Origin of the sequence: Pseudoalteromonas caenipelagi, from assembly GCF_013140855.1 — a bacterium.
GTDB lineage: Bacteria > Pseudomonadota > Gammaproteobacteria > Enterobacterales > Alteromonadaceae > Pseudoalteromonas > Pseudoalteromonas caenipelagi.
In genome coordinates this window covers 1-16207 of the sequence record NZ_JABBPG010000008.1, presented here as the reverse complement: position 1 = coordinate 16207, position 16207 = coordinate 1, and the positions used below count along the sequence as shown (strand labels likewise).

The window sequence follows — 16207 nt, the reverse complement described above, 5'->3', positions numbered from 1 at the left end:
CTGCTGGATAATATTTTTAATGGTGAGCACACAGGCCCACCCAATTATTTTAAATCTTTCAATTACTTGTTTTTGCCTTGAGCAAATAGTGAATCAAGCTTTTGCTCATAATCGTGGTAACCAAGATAGTCGTACAAATCCATACGAGTTTGCATGTTATCAATGACAGCTTTTTGATCGCCGTCCGTTAAAATGGTTTGATAAACTAGCTCGGCTGCTTTGTTCATGGCACGGAATGCACTTAGCGGATAAAGCACAATAGCCACGCCCCACTGACCAAGCTCTTCTTTGTTCCAAAGTTCCGTTTTACCAAACTCGGTAATATTAGCGAGAATCGGCACATCTAATGCTTCGCTAAATGCTCTATAATGCTCTTCGGTTTGAATCGCTTCAGCAAAAATACCGTCCGCGCCCGCAGCTACATAAGCTTTGGCACGTTCAATCGCCGCTTCTAACCCCTCTTGAGCAAACGCATCGGTGCGTGCCATGATGAAAAAGTCAGGATCGGTACGCGCATCAACCGCCGCTCTTATGCGGTCAGTCATCTCTTCAATTGATACAATTTCTTTATTTGGACGATGGCCGCAACGCTTTTGCGCAACTTGGTCTTCCATATGCACTGCTGCAGCACCTGCTTTTTCCATATCACGAATGGTTTTTGCAATGTTAAATGCGCCACCCCAACCGGTATCAATGTCAACCAATAAAGGTAAATCACATGCTGCAGTGATACGCTGCACATCAGCAATTACATCGTTAAGTGATGTCATTCCTAAGTCAGGCAGACCGTAAGATGCATTTGCTACACCACCACCAGACAGATAAATCGCTTGATGACCGATTTTTTTTGCCATAATCGCCGAGTAAGCATTGACAGTACCTACTATCTGTAAAGGCTGATTGGCTTTGAGTGCCTCACGGAACTTTTTACCTGCGCTTGTTAATCCTGTCATGATGTTCTCTCTTATAAGCTGTTTTGAAGTTTGGCTTCGATATTATTTTTTGAATAAGTGATATGTCGACGCATTAGCATCTCGGCAAGCTCTGGATCACGATTACTGATCGCTTGAACAATATGCTTGTGCTCATCAAATGCGCTAGTAACACGAGGCCCAGCCATACCAAGCTGCACGCGATACATGCGTACCAAATGGTAAAGACCATTGACTAGCATAGAAATAAGGTGGCTATTTTTACTACCTAGGATAATGCGATAGTGGAAATCTAAATCGCCCGCTTCTTGATAATAGAGTTCGGCGTTTTTTACTTCATCCGATTGGCTATTCAACAACGCGTTAAGTTCAGTGATCTCTTGTGCCGTCATATGCTGTGCTGCAAGTCGTGCTGCCATGCCTTCTAAAGACTCTCGTACTTGATAAAGTTCAATGAGCCCTTCAGGGCTGAGTGACACCACTCGGGCACCAACATTTGCCTTACGTTCCACAATATTACACGCTTCTAAACGGTTAATTGCTTCACGAACAACGGCTCGGCTCACTTGATACTTTGTCGACAATTCTGTTTCACTCAGCTTAGTGCTTGATGGAATAACCCCTTCTACGATCTCTTTACGAAGACGGAAAAACGCTTTGTCTGAAGAAGTTACAGCTTGTTCTTGAAAAAAGTCCATCTTGAGCAATACATTCTGAGTGATGATAAGTTGTAGACAATAGTAGAGGTGGTTTACGTTAACGTCAACCTTATCACCGCAAGATTGTCGACAATCTTGTTTATAGCCTATATAAATTTTATGAATGGGCTGTTTTATCAAGATATAACGAAGGTAGCGATGAAAAAGTCAGCACATTGGCCCGAGTGCTGACTTATGTTTACTACCGTTAGCTAAGGCAGGCTTTGTGGTTTTTCTATATAACCTAAGGTTTGGATAAGAGTTTTGGAATAGAAAGCACTTGTAAACTGACTAAACACAATCCGAAGTTGAGGTTACATATTAAAGTGAGAAGTAGTTGGTATAGAAGCAGCTACCCCAGATACAAAAAAATACGATAATCGCAATAAATACGCCAGCAGATCCTAAGTCTTTTGCCAAGCCTGACAAAGGATGGATCTCAAGGCCCACCCTATCAACAATGGCTTCAATGGCTGTATTGACGATTTCTGCAAACATCACAAACAAGGTAGCACATAGCATCATCACTTTTTCATATAATGAAAAATCTACCGTAAAAATAACGCCAAACGTGATCAATAATAATATAAGCTCTTGACGAAATGCTGACTCATTGTAAGCCAACCATCGCAGCGCCCGCGCTGAGTTACTCAGAGCAAGAAATATTCGCCTGACTCCGGTGGGTTTATTCGTACTATCGAACTTCATTTAACTCTCCAATATGAGCTAGCTTAGAATACTGACACGGTGCAAATACATCGTGGTTTAGTTCATAAGTTGTGCTGTTAACTTGCACAAGCCCCATTAAGGTATCATACAGATTGTCGTGGCTTATAGGCTGGGTAGCATGCATCTTGACGCAATTGCTAAAATCAGCGTTTTGCATTTTATTGCTCCAATATATCATTGGTACATGTGTTTGCTCTTCAGGTGCAAAGCGATAAGGGAAACCATGTAAGTACAACCCTTTCTCGCCTAATGACTCTCCATGATCCGACAGGTAAAGCATATTAACGGTTCCTTCACTGACATTTTTTAATTCCCGTATCACTTGATGCAGTACATAATCAGTGTACAAAATTGTATTGTCATATGTATTAACTAGCTGCTGCTGTGAACAATGTTGAATATCGCTACTGGGGCAATCGGGCAGAAATTTTTTAAACCGGCTGGGATAACGACGATAATAAGTTGGCCCATGAGAGCCAATCATGTGCAAGACAATAAGCTGACTCTGTGTTGGGCTATGAGCGAGAGCGGCTCTTAAGGGCGCTAATAATGCCTCATCGTAACAATATTCACCATCACATAATTCATTACTTACATTAGGCTCAATTTTAATACTGTGTATTCGCTTACATACACCTTTGCAGCTGCTATTGTTGTCTATCCAAGTTACGTTACTTCCTGCTCGTTGAATAATATCTAAAACATTATCCTGGCTTTCGGCGGCTCTGCTTGAATAATTATCGTGATTGAGTCTAGAAAACATGCAAGGAACAGACACAGCGGTTGCAGTACCGCAAGACTCAACATAAGGAAAAAACTGCACACGGTCATCCACCGTATATGCATTGGTTGGTCGTTTATAGCCGCCCAACGAAAAGTTTTGTGCCCGAGCAGTCTCACCAACTACAACAACGGTAAAGACAGGTACATTACCATCAACCAGGTGAGGCGAGTCATCCAAATGCTTAAATGGTAAAGGTTGGTAAACATAATTGTCTCTTAGATACTTATAACCTGATACATACAAAGAAAAAGGCAGAATATAGCTTGTAAGCTCTTTGTGATTACGGCCAACTGCGGCAAAACTTTGATATTGAGGTAGTATCAGCGCAATCAATAAGATGGCTGATAACGCATTGATCTTTAAAACTACTCGCACCTTTTTAAACCAACTTCCGCTTTGATAACACTTAGTTATAAACCATGCAGGAAGCAGCCCAAGCAGTAACACACCAGCAAGTGCACGAAAGTTCAGATAAGAAAACGCTTCATGCTGATCAGTTTGCACAATATTGACAATCATCTCTTTGTCAAAAATGACACCATAACTGAGCGCAGCATATAGTAGAGCACCAGATACCAATATGCAGATAAACATCATGACTCTTGTGAATGCAAACAACGAGCACCAGCTGTTTACCATAATGGTTAAACAAAATAACACCACAGGAAGTGACAACATCATGCTTAAGCCAGTAAAGCGTGTGTAATCAACAGCATCAAAAGCTTTTTGTAAAAATATCCAATTAACCACCACGGTCATGTATAAGGTGGTTAAAACCATCAAACCGATAAAGCTTCTGGGAAACAAATGTCTAACCATATCGCGCTCCAATTTATTAATGCACTTTAACTACTTGTCTGTGGTTTACATTCGAGCGATATAGCTGTTTTTGATAAGCTAACGAACTGAATAATACATGGGCGAGCGCCTTTTCTTTTATCTGTTCTAACTCTGTGCTTGGCATAATGGCATGTTGTTGTTTGTTCTTTACATCATAATGCCAATAACTCGCTTTCTTTCCTGGCATAAGTACTGCCACTTTATCGTTTTCTATATAGGCGTAGTTATCGTAGTACTGCATCATCGCGCGCTGTGTAGGGTAAGTTTTAGTTAAGTCATACCCAATCATCGGAGATGGCTCTTGTACGCCGAGCAATGACAGTAAAGTCACGGGCAGGTCGATTTGGCTTACTAACCGCTCATCGGCATGAGCATTCACTTCACTGTTAAGGATAACAGCCGGTATATGAAAAGATTTTATAGGTACGGGTTCACTACCAAACACTCTAACATCATGGTCGGCAACCACTAAGAAGATTGTATTTTGCCAATAATCACGCTTTTGGGCTGTGGTAATAAAGTTGCCAAGTGCATGATCTGCATATTTAATCGCTAAATCTCTTGCTCGATTATCACTTTTAAAATCATCTTCTAAAGAAACTTTTCCTTTTGGGATATCAAACGGATCATGATTACTAGAAGTAAAGATCAAGCTGAAAAAAGGCTGATTGGACTGAGCAAGCGCCACAAGCTCTTTGTCTGCTTGGTTGAATAAATCTTCATCGCTTACCCCCCATGAAGCTACAAATTCGGGCGATTCAATGTCATTTATATCTACAATGTCGCTGAACCCATTACCGAGGAAAAAGCTTTTCATATTGTCAAAATGACTTTCTCCACCGTAAATAAACTGAGTGGTGTAGCCTTGTTGTGATAACGCACTGGCCAGCGTATAAAACTGATGTTGAGATTTCGATAACTTGACAACTGAGCGAGATGGCGAAGGCATAAAGCCGGTAATTACCGCTTCTATCCCCCTTACAGAGCGAGTACCCGTTGCGTACATATTCTTAAAACCCCAGCCTTGTTGGTAGAGTTGATCGAAATTAGGAGTAAGGCCAGAGCCCCCTAACGCCCCAACAAACCTAGCACCTAAGCTTTCCTCCAATACAATCACCAAGTTTTTCTGCTGCCCTTGGTAAAAGCTTGGTTCACGAGACAACGTGGGAAACTCATCGCTTATAAATGCACTTTTATACGCTTCATTTCTAACTAGCTGAATGATCTTTTGCTTATCTAATGCACCATATAGCGCTTGGGCACTGGCTTCGCTACGCATATTTTTTATTGCGAATGCGACACTATAGGGGGAGTTTAACGTCAAAGAATTAACTAATGCATCTTGAGAAAAGTAGACTAAAGATGGATTCAAAGGTCGATGACCGAGTGTCCCTCTAGCCATTAACGCTAAAGCAATTAAACAACACAAGCTTAATAATGAATGTGTTACCCAGCCCACGTTAGAAGACGTAGCTTTGTGATGAGCAATATACTGCGAGGTGACAAATGCCGTAGCACCACATAGCACTACAGCGACGACCAAAGTAAATAAATGACCATTTACCAACATAGAAAACACTTCATGAGGGTACTGCAAGTATTCAATAAATAAACGATTAGGCCTTACATCGTATTGGTTGATAAAAGCGGGCGTTGCAATTTCAAACAAAACCACTGATGTGATTAAAAGCACAATATAGCTTTGACAGAGCTTGTTTACGAAATATTGCCACCGAGTAGGCAAAAAATAACCAAAGAATACCAGCAATAATACAGGTAACAACAAATAAGCGCTGGTACTTACATCAACCCTAAAACCACCCCATAGCAACTCAAATAAACTGTCTTGCGTGATGCGTTCGATTAGCCACACAGACAAGGCTAACCGGCTTATTGTAAACAGCGCTAACAATGTCAAAAAGGTCATCCACACTGACTTGTGGGCATGTAAATAACGATAAACTTGCTGCATAACTAACTTACTTTGTGATTTTTTTATAAATTAGTATGCGAAGCTTAAGAAAAACTTAAGAAAGACAGCCTTAGCTCGGACAAATAGTAAATCATTGGCTACCTAGCCTGAGGTTTGAATAAGATATAGATTAACCCATTTTGTTTATATGAAGCGCTCACTGCCCCGCTCACCTATAGGCAAGACGAATTTACGCGCTAATAGTAGGCGATTAATAGTGAATTGAACACAATTAGCATTAAAACTGGCTTGAAAGGATTTTTTATCCGACACTCCGATTACCATATTATTTGCCGTTCCTTTCAGTTCATTACAGCATAAAAAACCGTGCTTATACTCAATCTGCTTAGCTCTAAGCATAGTGGATAACCCTCTTTAACGACATAACTCAAGTTTTTGGACGCCTTTATTGAACAATCAATATGTTATAATATAACGCTTAGTAAATGATATATTATAACAAACTTGGCGTTGTACAATGAAAATGCACTTTTTACTCGCGAGCATCTCATTTGCTTTGCTATCGGGCTGTGGGTCGGAGAAACATACGTTAACCCCCATCACTCAAAGTGAACAAACCAATAATAAAGAGCAAGCGGGTCAAAACAAAGCCCCTGAAGACATTCCGCTTCCAGTTGGCCGGTTGGCGCTCACTCAAGGCAACTCGCTCTCTATTTATAATTTAGAAAACGGTGAGTTAGTACAAACATTAAGTACAACCCATATCGGAACAAGCTTAAAACCAGTCCTGAAGGACGTTACGTATCAGCGATTTCGCGTCAAGAAGATTTGGTGCAATTCATTGATGGTGGCCTGTATATTGAAACCGAGCAAGACACGCCACATTTACATCAAGAAGAGCCTAGTTTACTTGGATTTGAGCTACATAACAGCAAAGCCACTCACTATGTACCCAATACACCAAATACCTTGTTATTTTTTGATGGCGACAAAGAAACTGCAGCCAATGCAAGCTTTGCGCTATTATCAGATACCAGCATAGAGGAACAAAACGTGTTGGCTGAACATTACTTTAACACCTATATGCACGGTACAGGTGAGATACGCTCAGAATGGGTCATCGCTACTTTGCGCGACCCGCAAAGTGAAAGCACCCTGCCAGATCAATTGGGATTGTTCGAGATCCATGGTGACCATTTTCATCAAGAACAGACTTTTGCACCAAAGTGCCCAGCGTTACATGGCAGTGCTCAAACACAAGATCACATCGTTTTTGCGTGCGCCGATGGGATTGTGAAAATAACCCAGCAAAGCAGCACATTTAGCGCGACCCATATTGCCAACTCACAAGCACTCCCTAATGAGCATCGCATCGGCAAACTGTTGGCAGGTCAAGACCATGACTTAATGATTGGTATCGCGCGCGGTAGTTTTTACAAAATTGACCTAGCTAACAACGAGATCAGTGCATTTAACTGGCAACCCGAAGGCGTAGCAAATTATCTTGCTTACGGAATGAGCGCCGTGTCTAAAGACTTGCTCGTGGTAGACGAATTAGGCTATATCAATATCTTTGATAGTGATAATGAGTTTCAAGCCGCGGGGCGATTTAAAGCCGTTGAATCCATCAATACAGACAGCAGCATGTTGCTTATCAATAACCAAGCCTACAATATGACGTATCTTATTCATGACCAAAAGGTCATCTCGCTCGATCTTGAGCAGCACTCTGCGGCGCCCATTATGACGCTTGATGCACCAATTGAATCAGCAGCATGGCTCGGTGTAACCAAAAAGTAATCTAATTCTGTAAAAACTAAACCTTAACGATAGAGCAGACATATTTTGTTGGCTTCTCCCACCCTTTGTGCGCAACCCTAGTGGTCGCGCACATTTTTGTTATTTATCAGCCACGCTCGGCATATAAAACCTCAAATATTCCAAAATTTACGTTATAAGTACCCAAATAATGCACATTGCCATTATAGCGAGTAAACTTACAAAAAATTTACAACTATACAAAGGAATATAATGCGACCATCTTTTGATGATCTTGCCTACTTTATTGAGGTAGCAAACACCCACAACTTATCACGCGCAGCACAACGGCTTGGCATCACACAACCTAGCATGAGCACAGCAATAAAGCGACTTGAGCAAGTGTTTGCTACACAACTGCTTATAAGAAGCCGAAACGGTGTTAAACTCACCCATGCAGGAAAAGCGCTAGCTCAGCACAGCCGTAAATTTATGACTGAGTGGGAGCAGCTGCACGCCAATGTGCTTCGTGCAAGTACAGATATGGTTGGCACCTTTAGTATTGGCTGTCATCCATCGGTTGCATTGTACACATTACCCGAGCTACTAAGCGCTTTAAAACACAAATATCCCGCTTTGAAGTTGAATTTGGTGCATGATCTGTCAAGAAAGATCACCGAACAAGTCGTTAACTGTGAAATAGATTTTGGGCTGGTCATTAACCCAGTGCCCCACCCTGATTTGGTGATCCACAAACTGTTTTTAGATGAAGTAACGCTTTGGCAAAGTAGTTCGCTTAAAAATTTCAGCACAGATAACGACAACACCGTTTTATACTGTGATCCAAACCTAAAGCAAAGCCAAGCGTTGTTAAAAGTACTCGACCTCACTCATTTTCAAGTGGAGCATTCTAATAATTTAGAAGTGATTGCCAGTTTAGTAGCCAAAGGCATTGGCGCAGGAATTTTACCTGAGCGAGTTGCCAAAAAATGCGCAGAACCATTGCGCCGCTTTGAGAAAAACAGCGCAACGGTAGTGGATGAGCTATGCCTAATCCATCGTTTTGACATTCAAAACAGTACGATTGGTCAAAACCTAAAGCATGAAATTAAGCATGTATTAGCAGAGCCATCTAGTTAGTTTTGTTTAGCATCATCTAACTGCTGGCAAGTCACAGCACCTGTAATAGCATGAATATTGTTAATAGTTGGCAAGCGTTCAAAAACCTCACCAAACGTACTACCATCTTTGGTGCTAATGGTAACAAAAGTCATATAGTACTGATTGAAGTAATTAAAGGCATATAAAATACCATCACGGCTAACAGATGTAGGTAGAAGCTCATACGTTCCCTGATCTGTTAGGTAAATTGATTTTACATCTATGTGCTCTAACAGCTGTTTGTAGTAATACTCGTGACTGTTAAAACCATTAAGTGCAATGCCAATACCACAGTTACCCCCTCCCAACTGTGGGTACTGTACGCTAAAGCGCACTTGCGAAGCGCCTGAGTCTAGCGTTGCAAAATTACTATTGGCGTCAAACCATTCACTCGGTCCTGCAAATGTGGGTAATGCCGTTAAACTAGCAACGAGTGGTAATGCCATTTTTTTGAAAATATGACCAAAATGGTATGTGTTCATAATAACTAACTCCTTTACATGTTGTGGTTTAACATCATCATAAAAAGTGTCAGTCACAAGATAAAATAGGAGTTTACAATGAGTAGCATAGTGTTCATCTATGATACTAGTGAGGAGTATGAAGGTGTGAAAAGGTGAAAAGGTGAAAAGGTGAAAAGGTGAAAAGGTGAAAAGGTGAAAAGGTGTGAAGGTGTGAAGGTGTGAAGGTGTGAAGGTGTGAAGGTGTGAAGGTGTGAAGGTGTGAAGGTGTGAAGGTGTGAAGGTGTGAAGGTGTGAAGGTGTAAAGGTGTGAAAAGGTGAGTATTGCCTTCTGAATTGCTCAATAACAAACAATGCTCAACCAGAGCATATCAATTTAGACTTTAATTAATATAGCGACTTAATAGCAGTAACATCACGATTTTTCGACCAAAACCAGCTTTAACTGCTCAAACATCATTGGCATGTTTTATTTGTTATAAAGGTGTGTAGAGCACCATTAGCAGGTGCCCTCTCGACTTAAGCTAGTAGTCGTTTTTATCAACAATTCAGCGTGAGTCAACAATAGGCATTACGCATTCTATTTAAAGATACAAAAGCAGCTTTCTAACAAGTAAAAAAACAACATAACAGACAGGTGTAGGTTACAAACGAGCGCTCAACGTGTCTTAAAAGCATTATGAAGCAAATGAATTTCCCTTTCTCTATCAGCACTCGTTTTTGGGTGGATAATTTTAGTTACATGCTTTCTCACTAAACGAAGGCGTTTATTTACCATAGCAGTATTGATTTGTCTCATATTTTAAAACTCTCGACAGTGTGTACCTGTTTTCATCATAAGTTTGCATCACACAAATGTAAAATAGATGTTAACTATAAGAAAGATAGAACAAAACTATGGCTAATAAAACAAGAAAGCAGGCGCTTAAACAATAAAGGGTCAAAACAATAAAGAAACAATAAAGGGTCAAGTCACTTGCTTCATAATATGCTCAAAAATATCGCTTAACCGCTTCGCAAACTGCTTATCGTCATTGCGTCTCTTTCTTATCTGGTGAAAACAATAAAGGGTCAAGTCACTTGCTTCATAATATGCTCAAAAATATCGCTTAACCGCTTCGCAAACTGCTTATCGTCATTGCGTCTTTTTCTTATCTGGTGGGTGATAAAACTGACTGAACCACCGTGTCCCAAACCAAAGAACAAAGCCATATCAGCAAGTCGTGCATCGAGTAGCTCCTGACAAAAATACATCGCTACTTTGCGTCCTTCAAACCCTTTGCTCGGTCCTTTTATGACACTGGTAATCTGCGAAATGGGGCAGTGATAAAAGCGAGCCACCGCATTCACGACATCGCTTATAGTAAGCTCTGGTTGTAACTGTTTTACAACCACTTTCTCTGATGCGTTTGCTAATACAGAGCCCTTCAAGGCATGCTTAAAATCGTCACTACTTAAAACGGCGGCTGTTTTTACTTTACTATAAAAATCAGCTATTTCAGCATCGTTACCACGCAATACATAGGCTTTGTATTGCTTGTATTTGTAGCGATGCCCTAACATGTCATAGGTAAAATCACGTGTCAGCCAATCTTGTGGTTCCGTTTCACCGATGTACGCTGGGTAGCTCGACCATGGGTATTTGGCTAAGTCTTCCACCATTGGGTTTGCCATTTCAATTGGGTTACGATGAATATAGCGGCTTAGTTGCAGAAGATACGCGCCTTTTTCAACCAATATAGCTTTGTATCGACCACGAAATAACGGCCCGTCAGTGCGTTTTAATTTGTTATGCCGCTGCGTATACACCCCATTGATGTGGCGCATCACTCGCCCTAAATTGGCTTTGGGTGTTTCAATCAACAAATGGTAGTGATTCGACATCAAACAGTACGCATGAATAATGCAATCAAATCGCGCGTGAGCCTCGGCTAGAGTCGCCAAAAATGCTTGAAAGTACTGAGAATCATGGAAGATGGTTTGCCGTGCGCGCCCACGGTTCATCACGTGATAAAACGCGTGCTCGTACTCAATCCGTTGAGGTCTGGGCATAGCCAATTGCCTGTATTACTCATCCTCCTTTAACCCTAGTTGAAAAGTATGATGAAGCAAGCGGCTTGACCCCTAGTTGAAAAGTATGATGAAGCAAGCGGCTTGACCCCTTTTCTTTTTTTATTTGATGCGTAATTAAAGAATATTAAGCTGATCTAGATGCAAGTGCTCGCGTAACAAAGTTAAAAACCAGCGTACACGATAAGGTTGAAAGTCTCGGTTAGTGTAAAGTGCATGCAGTGGTAGTCCGATCACGGGATGTTTTGCCAGCACATTAACCACGCTGCCTTCTTCTAACTCTTTTTGATACAACCAGCTTGGGCCCCAATGGATGCCATGTCCAGCTTTAACCATATAAGCGATAGAACGCAAACTGTTCACACTTAATGAACTAGATAACATGTTGTGTGCAAAGCGTTCACCACTTTGAAATTGAATATCAAAATTGGCCTGAGCGCTGGCATAAAGTATAAACCTATGTTGTGCTAAATCGTCGATATGATGTGGTGTTCCGTGCTGTTTTAAATACTCGGGACTTGCAACCAAAATACGAGGAATGGAACCCAAATCAATGGCATACAAATGGGAATCCACGGGTTTACCAAAACGTATTGCTACGTCAATGTTTTGCTCTGTTAGGTTGGTCAATTCGGAGCCATATATCAGTTCGACTTTCAATTCGGGTGCTTGGCACATCATGGTATGTATTATTGGCGTAATAAATTTATCGCCTAGGTCGACGGTGGTGGCAATACGTAAAACACCTTTCACTTGTGTTGAAGTGTTAAATACCTCTTCTTCTAATGCGCTTTGCTGATCATATAAGTTTTTTAAACCATTGTAGTACGCTAAGCCAAGCTCGGTCGGGGTTGTTTTTACCGTTGAGCGATTGAGTAATTTGGCATTAAGCCGTTGCTCTAGTTTGGCTACTTTACGACTCACAGTTGATGCTTCAATGCGCAACTGCGCTGCCGCTAACTTTAAACTTCCCGTTTCTATAACGCGAATGAAAATGTGCTCTGGTGAATTCATCTTATTGCAAAAATAACATTTAGGTTTTGCAATTTTAGATCTTCATGTTGAATACTGCAATTAACTATACTGTGTTCAATTTCTGGCCTTACTAACATTTGGTAGTGCTTAAGAACTCATACAACACAGGAAAATTACTATGTTTACAAAATTTCAGGCGCTGGTTGCGTCTACTCTATTGGTACTTGCCAGTGCGAGTTTTGGTAGTGTAGCTAATGAGCATAAAACGGTACAAAAGATTGCCGATAATACTTATTCATTTAGTTTAGATGGTGGGTATATTTCGATGTTTTCAATCACCAACAACAGTGTTGTGGTATTCGAAACGATGAACTCTCACCATGCTAAAAGCATGCTTGCCGCCATTAGGGAAATAACCGATAAGCCCATTAAATACGCATTGCATAGCCATAATCATTGGGATCACGCCAGTGGTGGTAAAGTATTTACCGATGAAGGTGCGATTACTTTAGCACACCAAGAAGCGGCGCAATGGATGGTTGCCAATCCATATCAGGATATGACGCCGCCAACTGAAACTTGGCAAGGTCAATTTAAACAACTGAAAGTCGATGAGCTGAGCATTGAGCTACATTATTTGGGGATGAACCATGGGCTTGGTATGACGGTTTTCTATTTGCCGGAGCAAAAATTGGTGTATCTTGCGGACATCGTTACGCCAAATAGAGTTATTTTTTCAGTCGTGCCTGATTTCAATTTACGCGAGTGGGAGCGAAGCTTAAAAGCGTTGTTAAAAATGGATTTCAACAAAGCGGTTTTTTCTCACAATGAAAAAGAAATGCCGTTGTTGGCAGGTAGCAAAGCAGATGTACAAGCACAGCTTGAATATCTTCAAGACTTACGCAAGGCGTTTTATGCCGAGTTACAAAAAGGCACCAATCCCATGTTGATCCCAAGCACCTTAAAGTTGCCAAAATACCAAAATTGGGTTGGTTATGATCAGTGGCTTGCTATGAATGTATGGCGCGTGTTGGCAGATGAGTTTATGGGGCCATTCCCGTGGCGTCCAGAGCCTAAGTAACGCACTGCTGCAATAAAGGTGAGGTAAGCCTCACCTTTATTTGTATGTGATGAAAAAATAAAGGGGTCAAAAAAAATAAAGGGGTCAAGTCACTTGCTTCATATGAATTAGTTCAGACAAGATCTGACATTTCGATTTGAAAAATTGAGAGTTACCCGTTTTGATAAAGGTGTCGAATCTTTTAATCAAAACAACCTAAAAGGTGGTAACTCTCATGTTGCATACTAACAACCCAATCATAAAAGACAAAACTGGTTTACTTAATCTTGCTGAAGAATTAGGTAACGTATCAAGAGCCTGTAAAGTCATGGGTGTTTCAAGAGATACATTTTATCGATATCAAGAGCTAGTCGAAAACGGTGGCTTGGATGCGTTAATTGATAAAAGTCGTAGATCGCCAAACATCAAAAATCGTGTAGACGAAGTAACGGAACAAGCAGTTGTTCAATACGCTATTGATTACCCCGCTCATGGTCAGCACAGGACAAGCAATGAATTGCGTAAACAAGGCGTCTTCGTCTCAAGACAAATAAACAATAAAATAAACAAGACAGCCATAATAAAATTATCAACAAATGAGCCAATAAAGGCAGTACCTTTGACATTTTTACGCCAAAAGCGCCTGTTCATTGTTGATTTTTATTTTATTTTATTTTATTTTATTTTATGCGAGATTTTAGGGCTAAATTGCACAGAGCTAGACGTGATTTTGCCTACTTGTTCAGCATCATTCGGTTTTTCTTACACTGTTAGGGTTGTAGAGTGATTTATGCGAGTAGCTTCTCACAATGGCTGATGCCGGTTCGCCGCTTTACTTCTAAATGTGCGTAGTAGCCATCAAGTTTATTAGGCCGCCCTACTGCGCCTTTAAACACTCGGGTAAATTGCGTGGTGAGTTTTAGCCAGTTTTCAGGGGCAATGTTTAATCGCTCTAAAATAGGCAATGTGTTCTGCGCTATGTGTCCGCGCTTGTCTTCTCGCATACAGCGGCCGGTTAGTTCAACTAACTCCAAGTAAGACTTTAATTCAAAGGGGAGTCCTTTGGGCATGTGCTTTCTGGGGCTGCCTGCAAAGCGAGCGAGTTGCTTAGGTTGTTTTGCCTCTTTCGCGGCGTTATTTTTTACGGCATCAAGGCGTTTTTGAACGCTGGTGTGGTCAGAGCCTTCTGGTGTATTTGCCATCTTCGCTCTGATGGGGTTTAAATCAACATACGCCATGCACGCTGCCAAGGCGGCTTCATCTAAAAGCGCTTGAGATTTAAAGCGCCCTTCCCAAAAACGACCTGTACAGTTATCTTCTTTATTGGCTTTTCTGGCAATATCTTCATTGAGTACACGCATAAACCAACTGATATCCGCCAATCGCTCACGGTAATCTGCAATAGTGCGATTTAAAATGAATTGCTGCCCCTTATCCAGCTTATCGCCTTGAAGAAACTTCTGCGTAAGTAGCGTGCCTTTAAATAACTTGTGCCAGCGAATAAGTATGGCTTTATCGTTCAACCGCTTGGCCTTTTTATCATCCACATACAACACAATATGGGTGTGATTACTCATCACCGCATATGCACACACATCAATGCAAAATACTTTGGCAAGCGCTAAAAGCTTGTCCTCTACCCATTGCCTGCGGTGCTCATAGCTTTTACCGGTAATTGTGTCATTCCCACACAAAAATGCACGGCGAACACACCGCGAAATACAGTGATAATACTTCGTATCAACCAAACTTACCTGTCTCTTACGTGCCGTTGCCATGACAAATGCCTACCTTTTAATCAGATTAATAAAAGGTAGGCAATGAATGAAAAATGAGCAAATAAAAGTGGGTGTCTTGCTTATTTCTTTTTTGCTTATTTCTTTTCTTGATGAAAGGTAGGCAATGAGTGACTTCCTACCAAACTAATGTTTGTCCCTCGAGTCTTATGTATGTTATTGTTTGTTTAATATGAGTTGCATACATTTGCGTTATTTCCTTCTGCTATCTTTTACCCCATGTGAATTTTTTAAATGCATCGGGATGCGCCTCACTAGTGCGTACCGTTGGCCCTGCCTGATCTCGTATGTTTTGATCGCACGCAGCTATTCTCCTATCTAGGTATTGTACAGCTGCCTTGTGCCCCGCATCCAGCCCCCCATGGGCTCCCCCGATTTCTTCTCTCCCCTTCTTAGCGCGCTCGAAAAAGTACCTCGCCCTCGCGAAGTTCTGATTAGCAAACTCAGCTTTTCCTTTTCGTTCTTCTTCATGATAATCATCAACTCCGTTACCACCTCCTCTTCTCATTTGTTGTATTATCACTTTCCTAAATTGCTTACATTGTTCATGTTGTTTGGTTTTAGTTTCAAACATTTTGCTTCCTCAAATTTCTAGTCCTCTAAGAGTGAATGGTTTCTGGTCTCTTACTGCACATTGCCTCTATTTCTATAAAGTATGTCAACTCGATACAAACGCACTAGCAAGACAAACTCGACAGCCATAATTAAATTATCAACAAATGAGCCAATAAAGGCAGTACCTTTGACATTTTTTACGCCAAAAGCACCTGTTCATTGTTAATTTTTGTTTTATGCGAGATTTTAGGGCTAAATTGCAAAATACTAGACGCGATCTCGTCTACTTATTTAGAGCAAATAAAAGTGGGTGTCTTGGTTAACTCTTTCTTTTGGTTAACTCTTTTGGTTAACTCTTTTGGTTAACTCTTTTGGTTAACTCTTTTGGTTAACTCTTTTGGTTAACTCTTTTGGTTAACTCTTTTGGTTAACTCTTTTGGTTAACTCTTTTGGTT

At 41.0% G+C, this 16207-nt stretch carries 13 protein-coding genes and 1 pseudogene; 4 read left to right on the top strand and 10 right to left on the bottom strand.

Annotated features, from left to right (window positions below; translation table 11 throughout):
* Positions 1-62: 62 nt before the first annotated feature.
* The 5 genes from prpB to HG263_RS16605 form a co-directional block, all read right to left on the bottom strand.
* On the bottom strand, positions 63-953 hold the full coding sequence (gene prpB / locus HG263_RS16625; protein WP_171627217.1) for a methylisocitrate lyase: 891 nt from the start codon (positions 951-953) through the stop codon (positions 63-65).
* An 11-nt stretch (positions 954-964) separates the two neighbouring features.
* Positions 965-1630, bottom strand: a complete 666-nt coding sequence (locus HG263_RS16620) for a GntR family transcriptional regulator (RefSeq protein WP_171627216.1) — start codon at positions 1628-1630, stop codon at positions 965-967.
* A 321-nt stretch (positions 1631-1951) separates the two neighbouring features.
* Complete coding sequence (locus HG263_RS16615) at positions 1952-2338, bottom strand: diacylglycerol kinase (protein ID WP_171627215.1); 387 nt, start codon at positions 2336-2338, stop codon at positions 1952-1954.
* Positions 2325-3962: a phosphoethanolamine transferase gene (locus tag HG263_RS16610; protein WP_171627214.1), complete on the bottom strand. Its 1638-nt coding sequence runs from the start codon at positions 3960-3962 to the stop codon at positions 2325-2327. Before HG263_RS16610 ends, HG263_RS16615 begins: the two co-directional genes overlap by 14 nt.
* A 16-nt stretch (positions 3963-3978) precedes the next feature.
* Positions 3979-5955, bottom strand: coding sequence for an LTA synthase family protein (locus tag HG263_RS16605; RefSeq protein WP_246240010.1), 1977 nt, complete (start codon positions 5953-5955; stop codon positions 3979-3981).
* A gap of 792 nt (positions 5956-6747) precedes the next feature.
* On the opposite strand from HG263_RS16605, the gene HG263_RS16600 reads away from it, so the two are divergent.
* Positions 6748-7716: a hypothetical protein gene (locus HG263_RS16600; protein WP_171627213.1), complete on the top strand. Its 969-nt coding sequence runs from the start codon at positions 6748-6750 to the stop codon at positions 7714-7716.
* A gap of 231 nt (positions 7717-7947) precedes the next feature.
* On the top strand, positions 7948-8814 hold the full coding sequence (locus HG263_RS16595; protein ID WP_171627212.1) for a LysR family transcriptional regulator: 867 nt from the start codon (positions 7948-7950) through the stop codon (positions 8812-8814).
* Here HG263_RS16595 and HG263_RS16590 read toward each other — a convergent pair.
* The 3 genes from HG263_RS16590 to HG263_RS16580 all read right to left on the bottom strand — a co-directional run bounded on the left by HG263_RS16590 (position 8811) and on the right by HG263_RS16580 (position 12380).
* Positions 8811-9317 (bottom strand): hypothetical protein, encoded by a 507-nt coding sequence (locus HG263_RS16590; RefSeq protein WP_171627211.1) that lies wholly within the window; start codon positions 9315-9317, stop codon positions 8811-8813. The genes HG263_RS16595 and HG263_RS16590 overlap by 4 nt on opposite strands.
* 1050 nt (positions 9318-10367) lie before the next feature.
* Complete coding sequence (locus HG263_RS16585) at positions 10368-11348, bottom strand: transposase (protein ID WP_171627210.1); 981 nt, start codon at positions 11346-11348, stop codon at positions 10368-10370.
* Between the two features lie 135 nt (positions 11349-11483).
* Positions 11484-12380: a LysR family transcriptional regulator gene (locus HG263_RS16580; RefSeq protein WP_171627209.1), complete on the bottom strand. Its 897-nt coding sequence runs from the start codon at positions 12378-12380 to the stop codon at positions 11484-11486.
* A gap of 139 nt (positions 12381-12519) precedes the next feature.
* Between HG263_RS16580 and HG263_RS16575 the strand changes: the two genes are divergently transcribed.
* The gene (locus HG263_RS16575) at positions 12520-13422 is read left to right on the top strand and encodes an MBL fold metallo-hydrolase (protein WP_171627208.1); all 903 of its coding nucleotides are present in this window, start codon (positions 12520-12522) and stop codon (positions 13420-13422) included.
* Positions 13423-13636: 214 nt separating this feature from the next.
* Positions 13637-13945, top strand: a pseudogene (locus HG263_RS16570) (helix-turn-helix domain-containing protein); the annotation flags it as partial.
* A gap of 244 nt (positions 13946-14189) precedes the next feature.
* Here HG263_RS16570 and HG263_RS16565 read toward each other — a convergent pair.
* Complete coding sequence (locus HG263_RS16565) at positions 14190-15179, bottom strand: transposase (RefSeq protein ID WP_171627207.1); 990 nt, start codon at positions 15177-15179, stop codon at positions 14190-14192.
* 223 nt (positions 15180-15402) lie between these two features.
* On the bottom strand, positions 15403-15771 hold the full coding sequence (locus tag HG263_RS16560; RefSeq protein ID WP_171627206.1) for a hypothetical protein: 369 nt from the start codon (positions 15769-15771) through the stop codon (positions 15403-15405).
* Between the last annotated feature and the right edge of the window lie 436 nt (positions 15772-16207).

What these genes read in the sequence shown, in the direction of transcription:
- prpB (WP_171627217.1), bottom strand. Translation starts at nt 953, where the DNA reads ATGACAGGATTAACAAGCGCAGGTAAAAAGTTCCGTGAGGCACTCAAA.
- HG263_RS16620 (WP_171627216.1), bottom strand. Translation starts at nt 1,630, where the DNA reads ATGGACTTTTTTCAAGAACAAGCTGTAACTTCTTCAGACAAAGCGTTT.
- HG263_RS16615 (WP_171627215.1), bottom strand. Translation starts at nt 2,338, where the DNA reads ATGAAGTTCGATAGTACGAATAAACCCACCGGAGTCAGGCGAATATTT.
- HG263_RS16610 (WP_171627214.1), bottom strand. Translation starts at nt 3,962, where the DNA reads ATGGTTAGACATTTGTTTCCCAGAAGCTTTATCGGTTTGATGGTTTTA.
- HG263_RS16605 (WP_246240010.1), bottom strand. Translation starts at nt 5,955, where the DNA reads ATGCAGCAAGTTTATCGTTATTTACATGCCCACAAGTCAGTGTGGATG.
- HG263_RS16595 (WP_171627212.1), top strand. Translation starts at nt 7,948, where the DNA reads ATGCGACCATCTTTTGATGATCTTGCCTACTTTATTGAGGTAGCAAAC.
- HG263_RS16590 (WP_171627211.1), bottom strand. Translation starts at nt 9,317, where the DNA reads ATGAACACATACCATTTTGGTCATATTTTCAAAAAAATGGCATTACCA.
- HG263_RS16585 (WP_171627210.1), bottom strand. Translation starts at nt 11,348, where the DNA reads ATGCCCAGACCTCAACGGATTGAGTACGAGCACGCGTTTTATCACGTG.
- HG263_RS16580 (WP_171627209.1), bottom strand. Translation starts at nt 12,380, where the DNA reads ATGAATTCACCAGAGCACATTTTCATTCGCGTTATAGAAACGGGAAGT.
- HG263_RS16575 (WP_171627208.1), top strand. Translation starts at nt 12,520, where the DNA reads ATGTTTACAAAATTTCAGGCGCTGGTTGCGTCTACTCTATTGGTACTT.
- HG263_RS16565 (WP_171627207.1), bottom strand. Translation starts at nt 15,179, where the DNA reads ATGGCAACGGCACGTAAGAGACAGGTAAGTTTGGTTGATACGAAGTAT.
- HG263_RS16560 (WP_171627206.1), bottom strand. Translation starts at nt 15,771, where the DNA reads ATGTTTGAAACTAAAACCAAACAACATGAACAATGTAAGCAATTTAGG.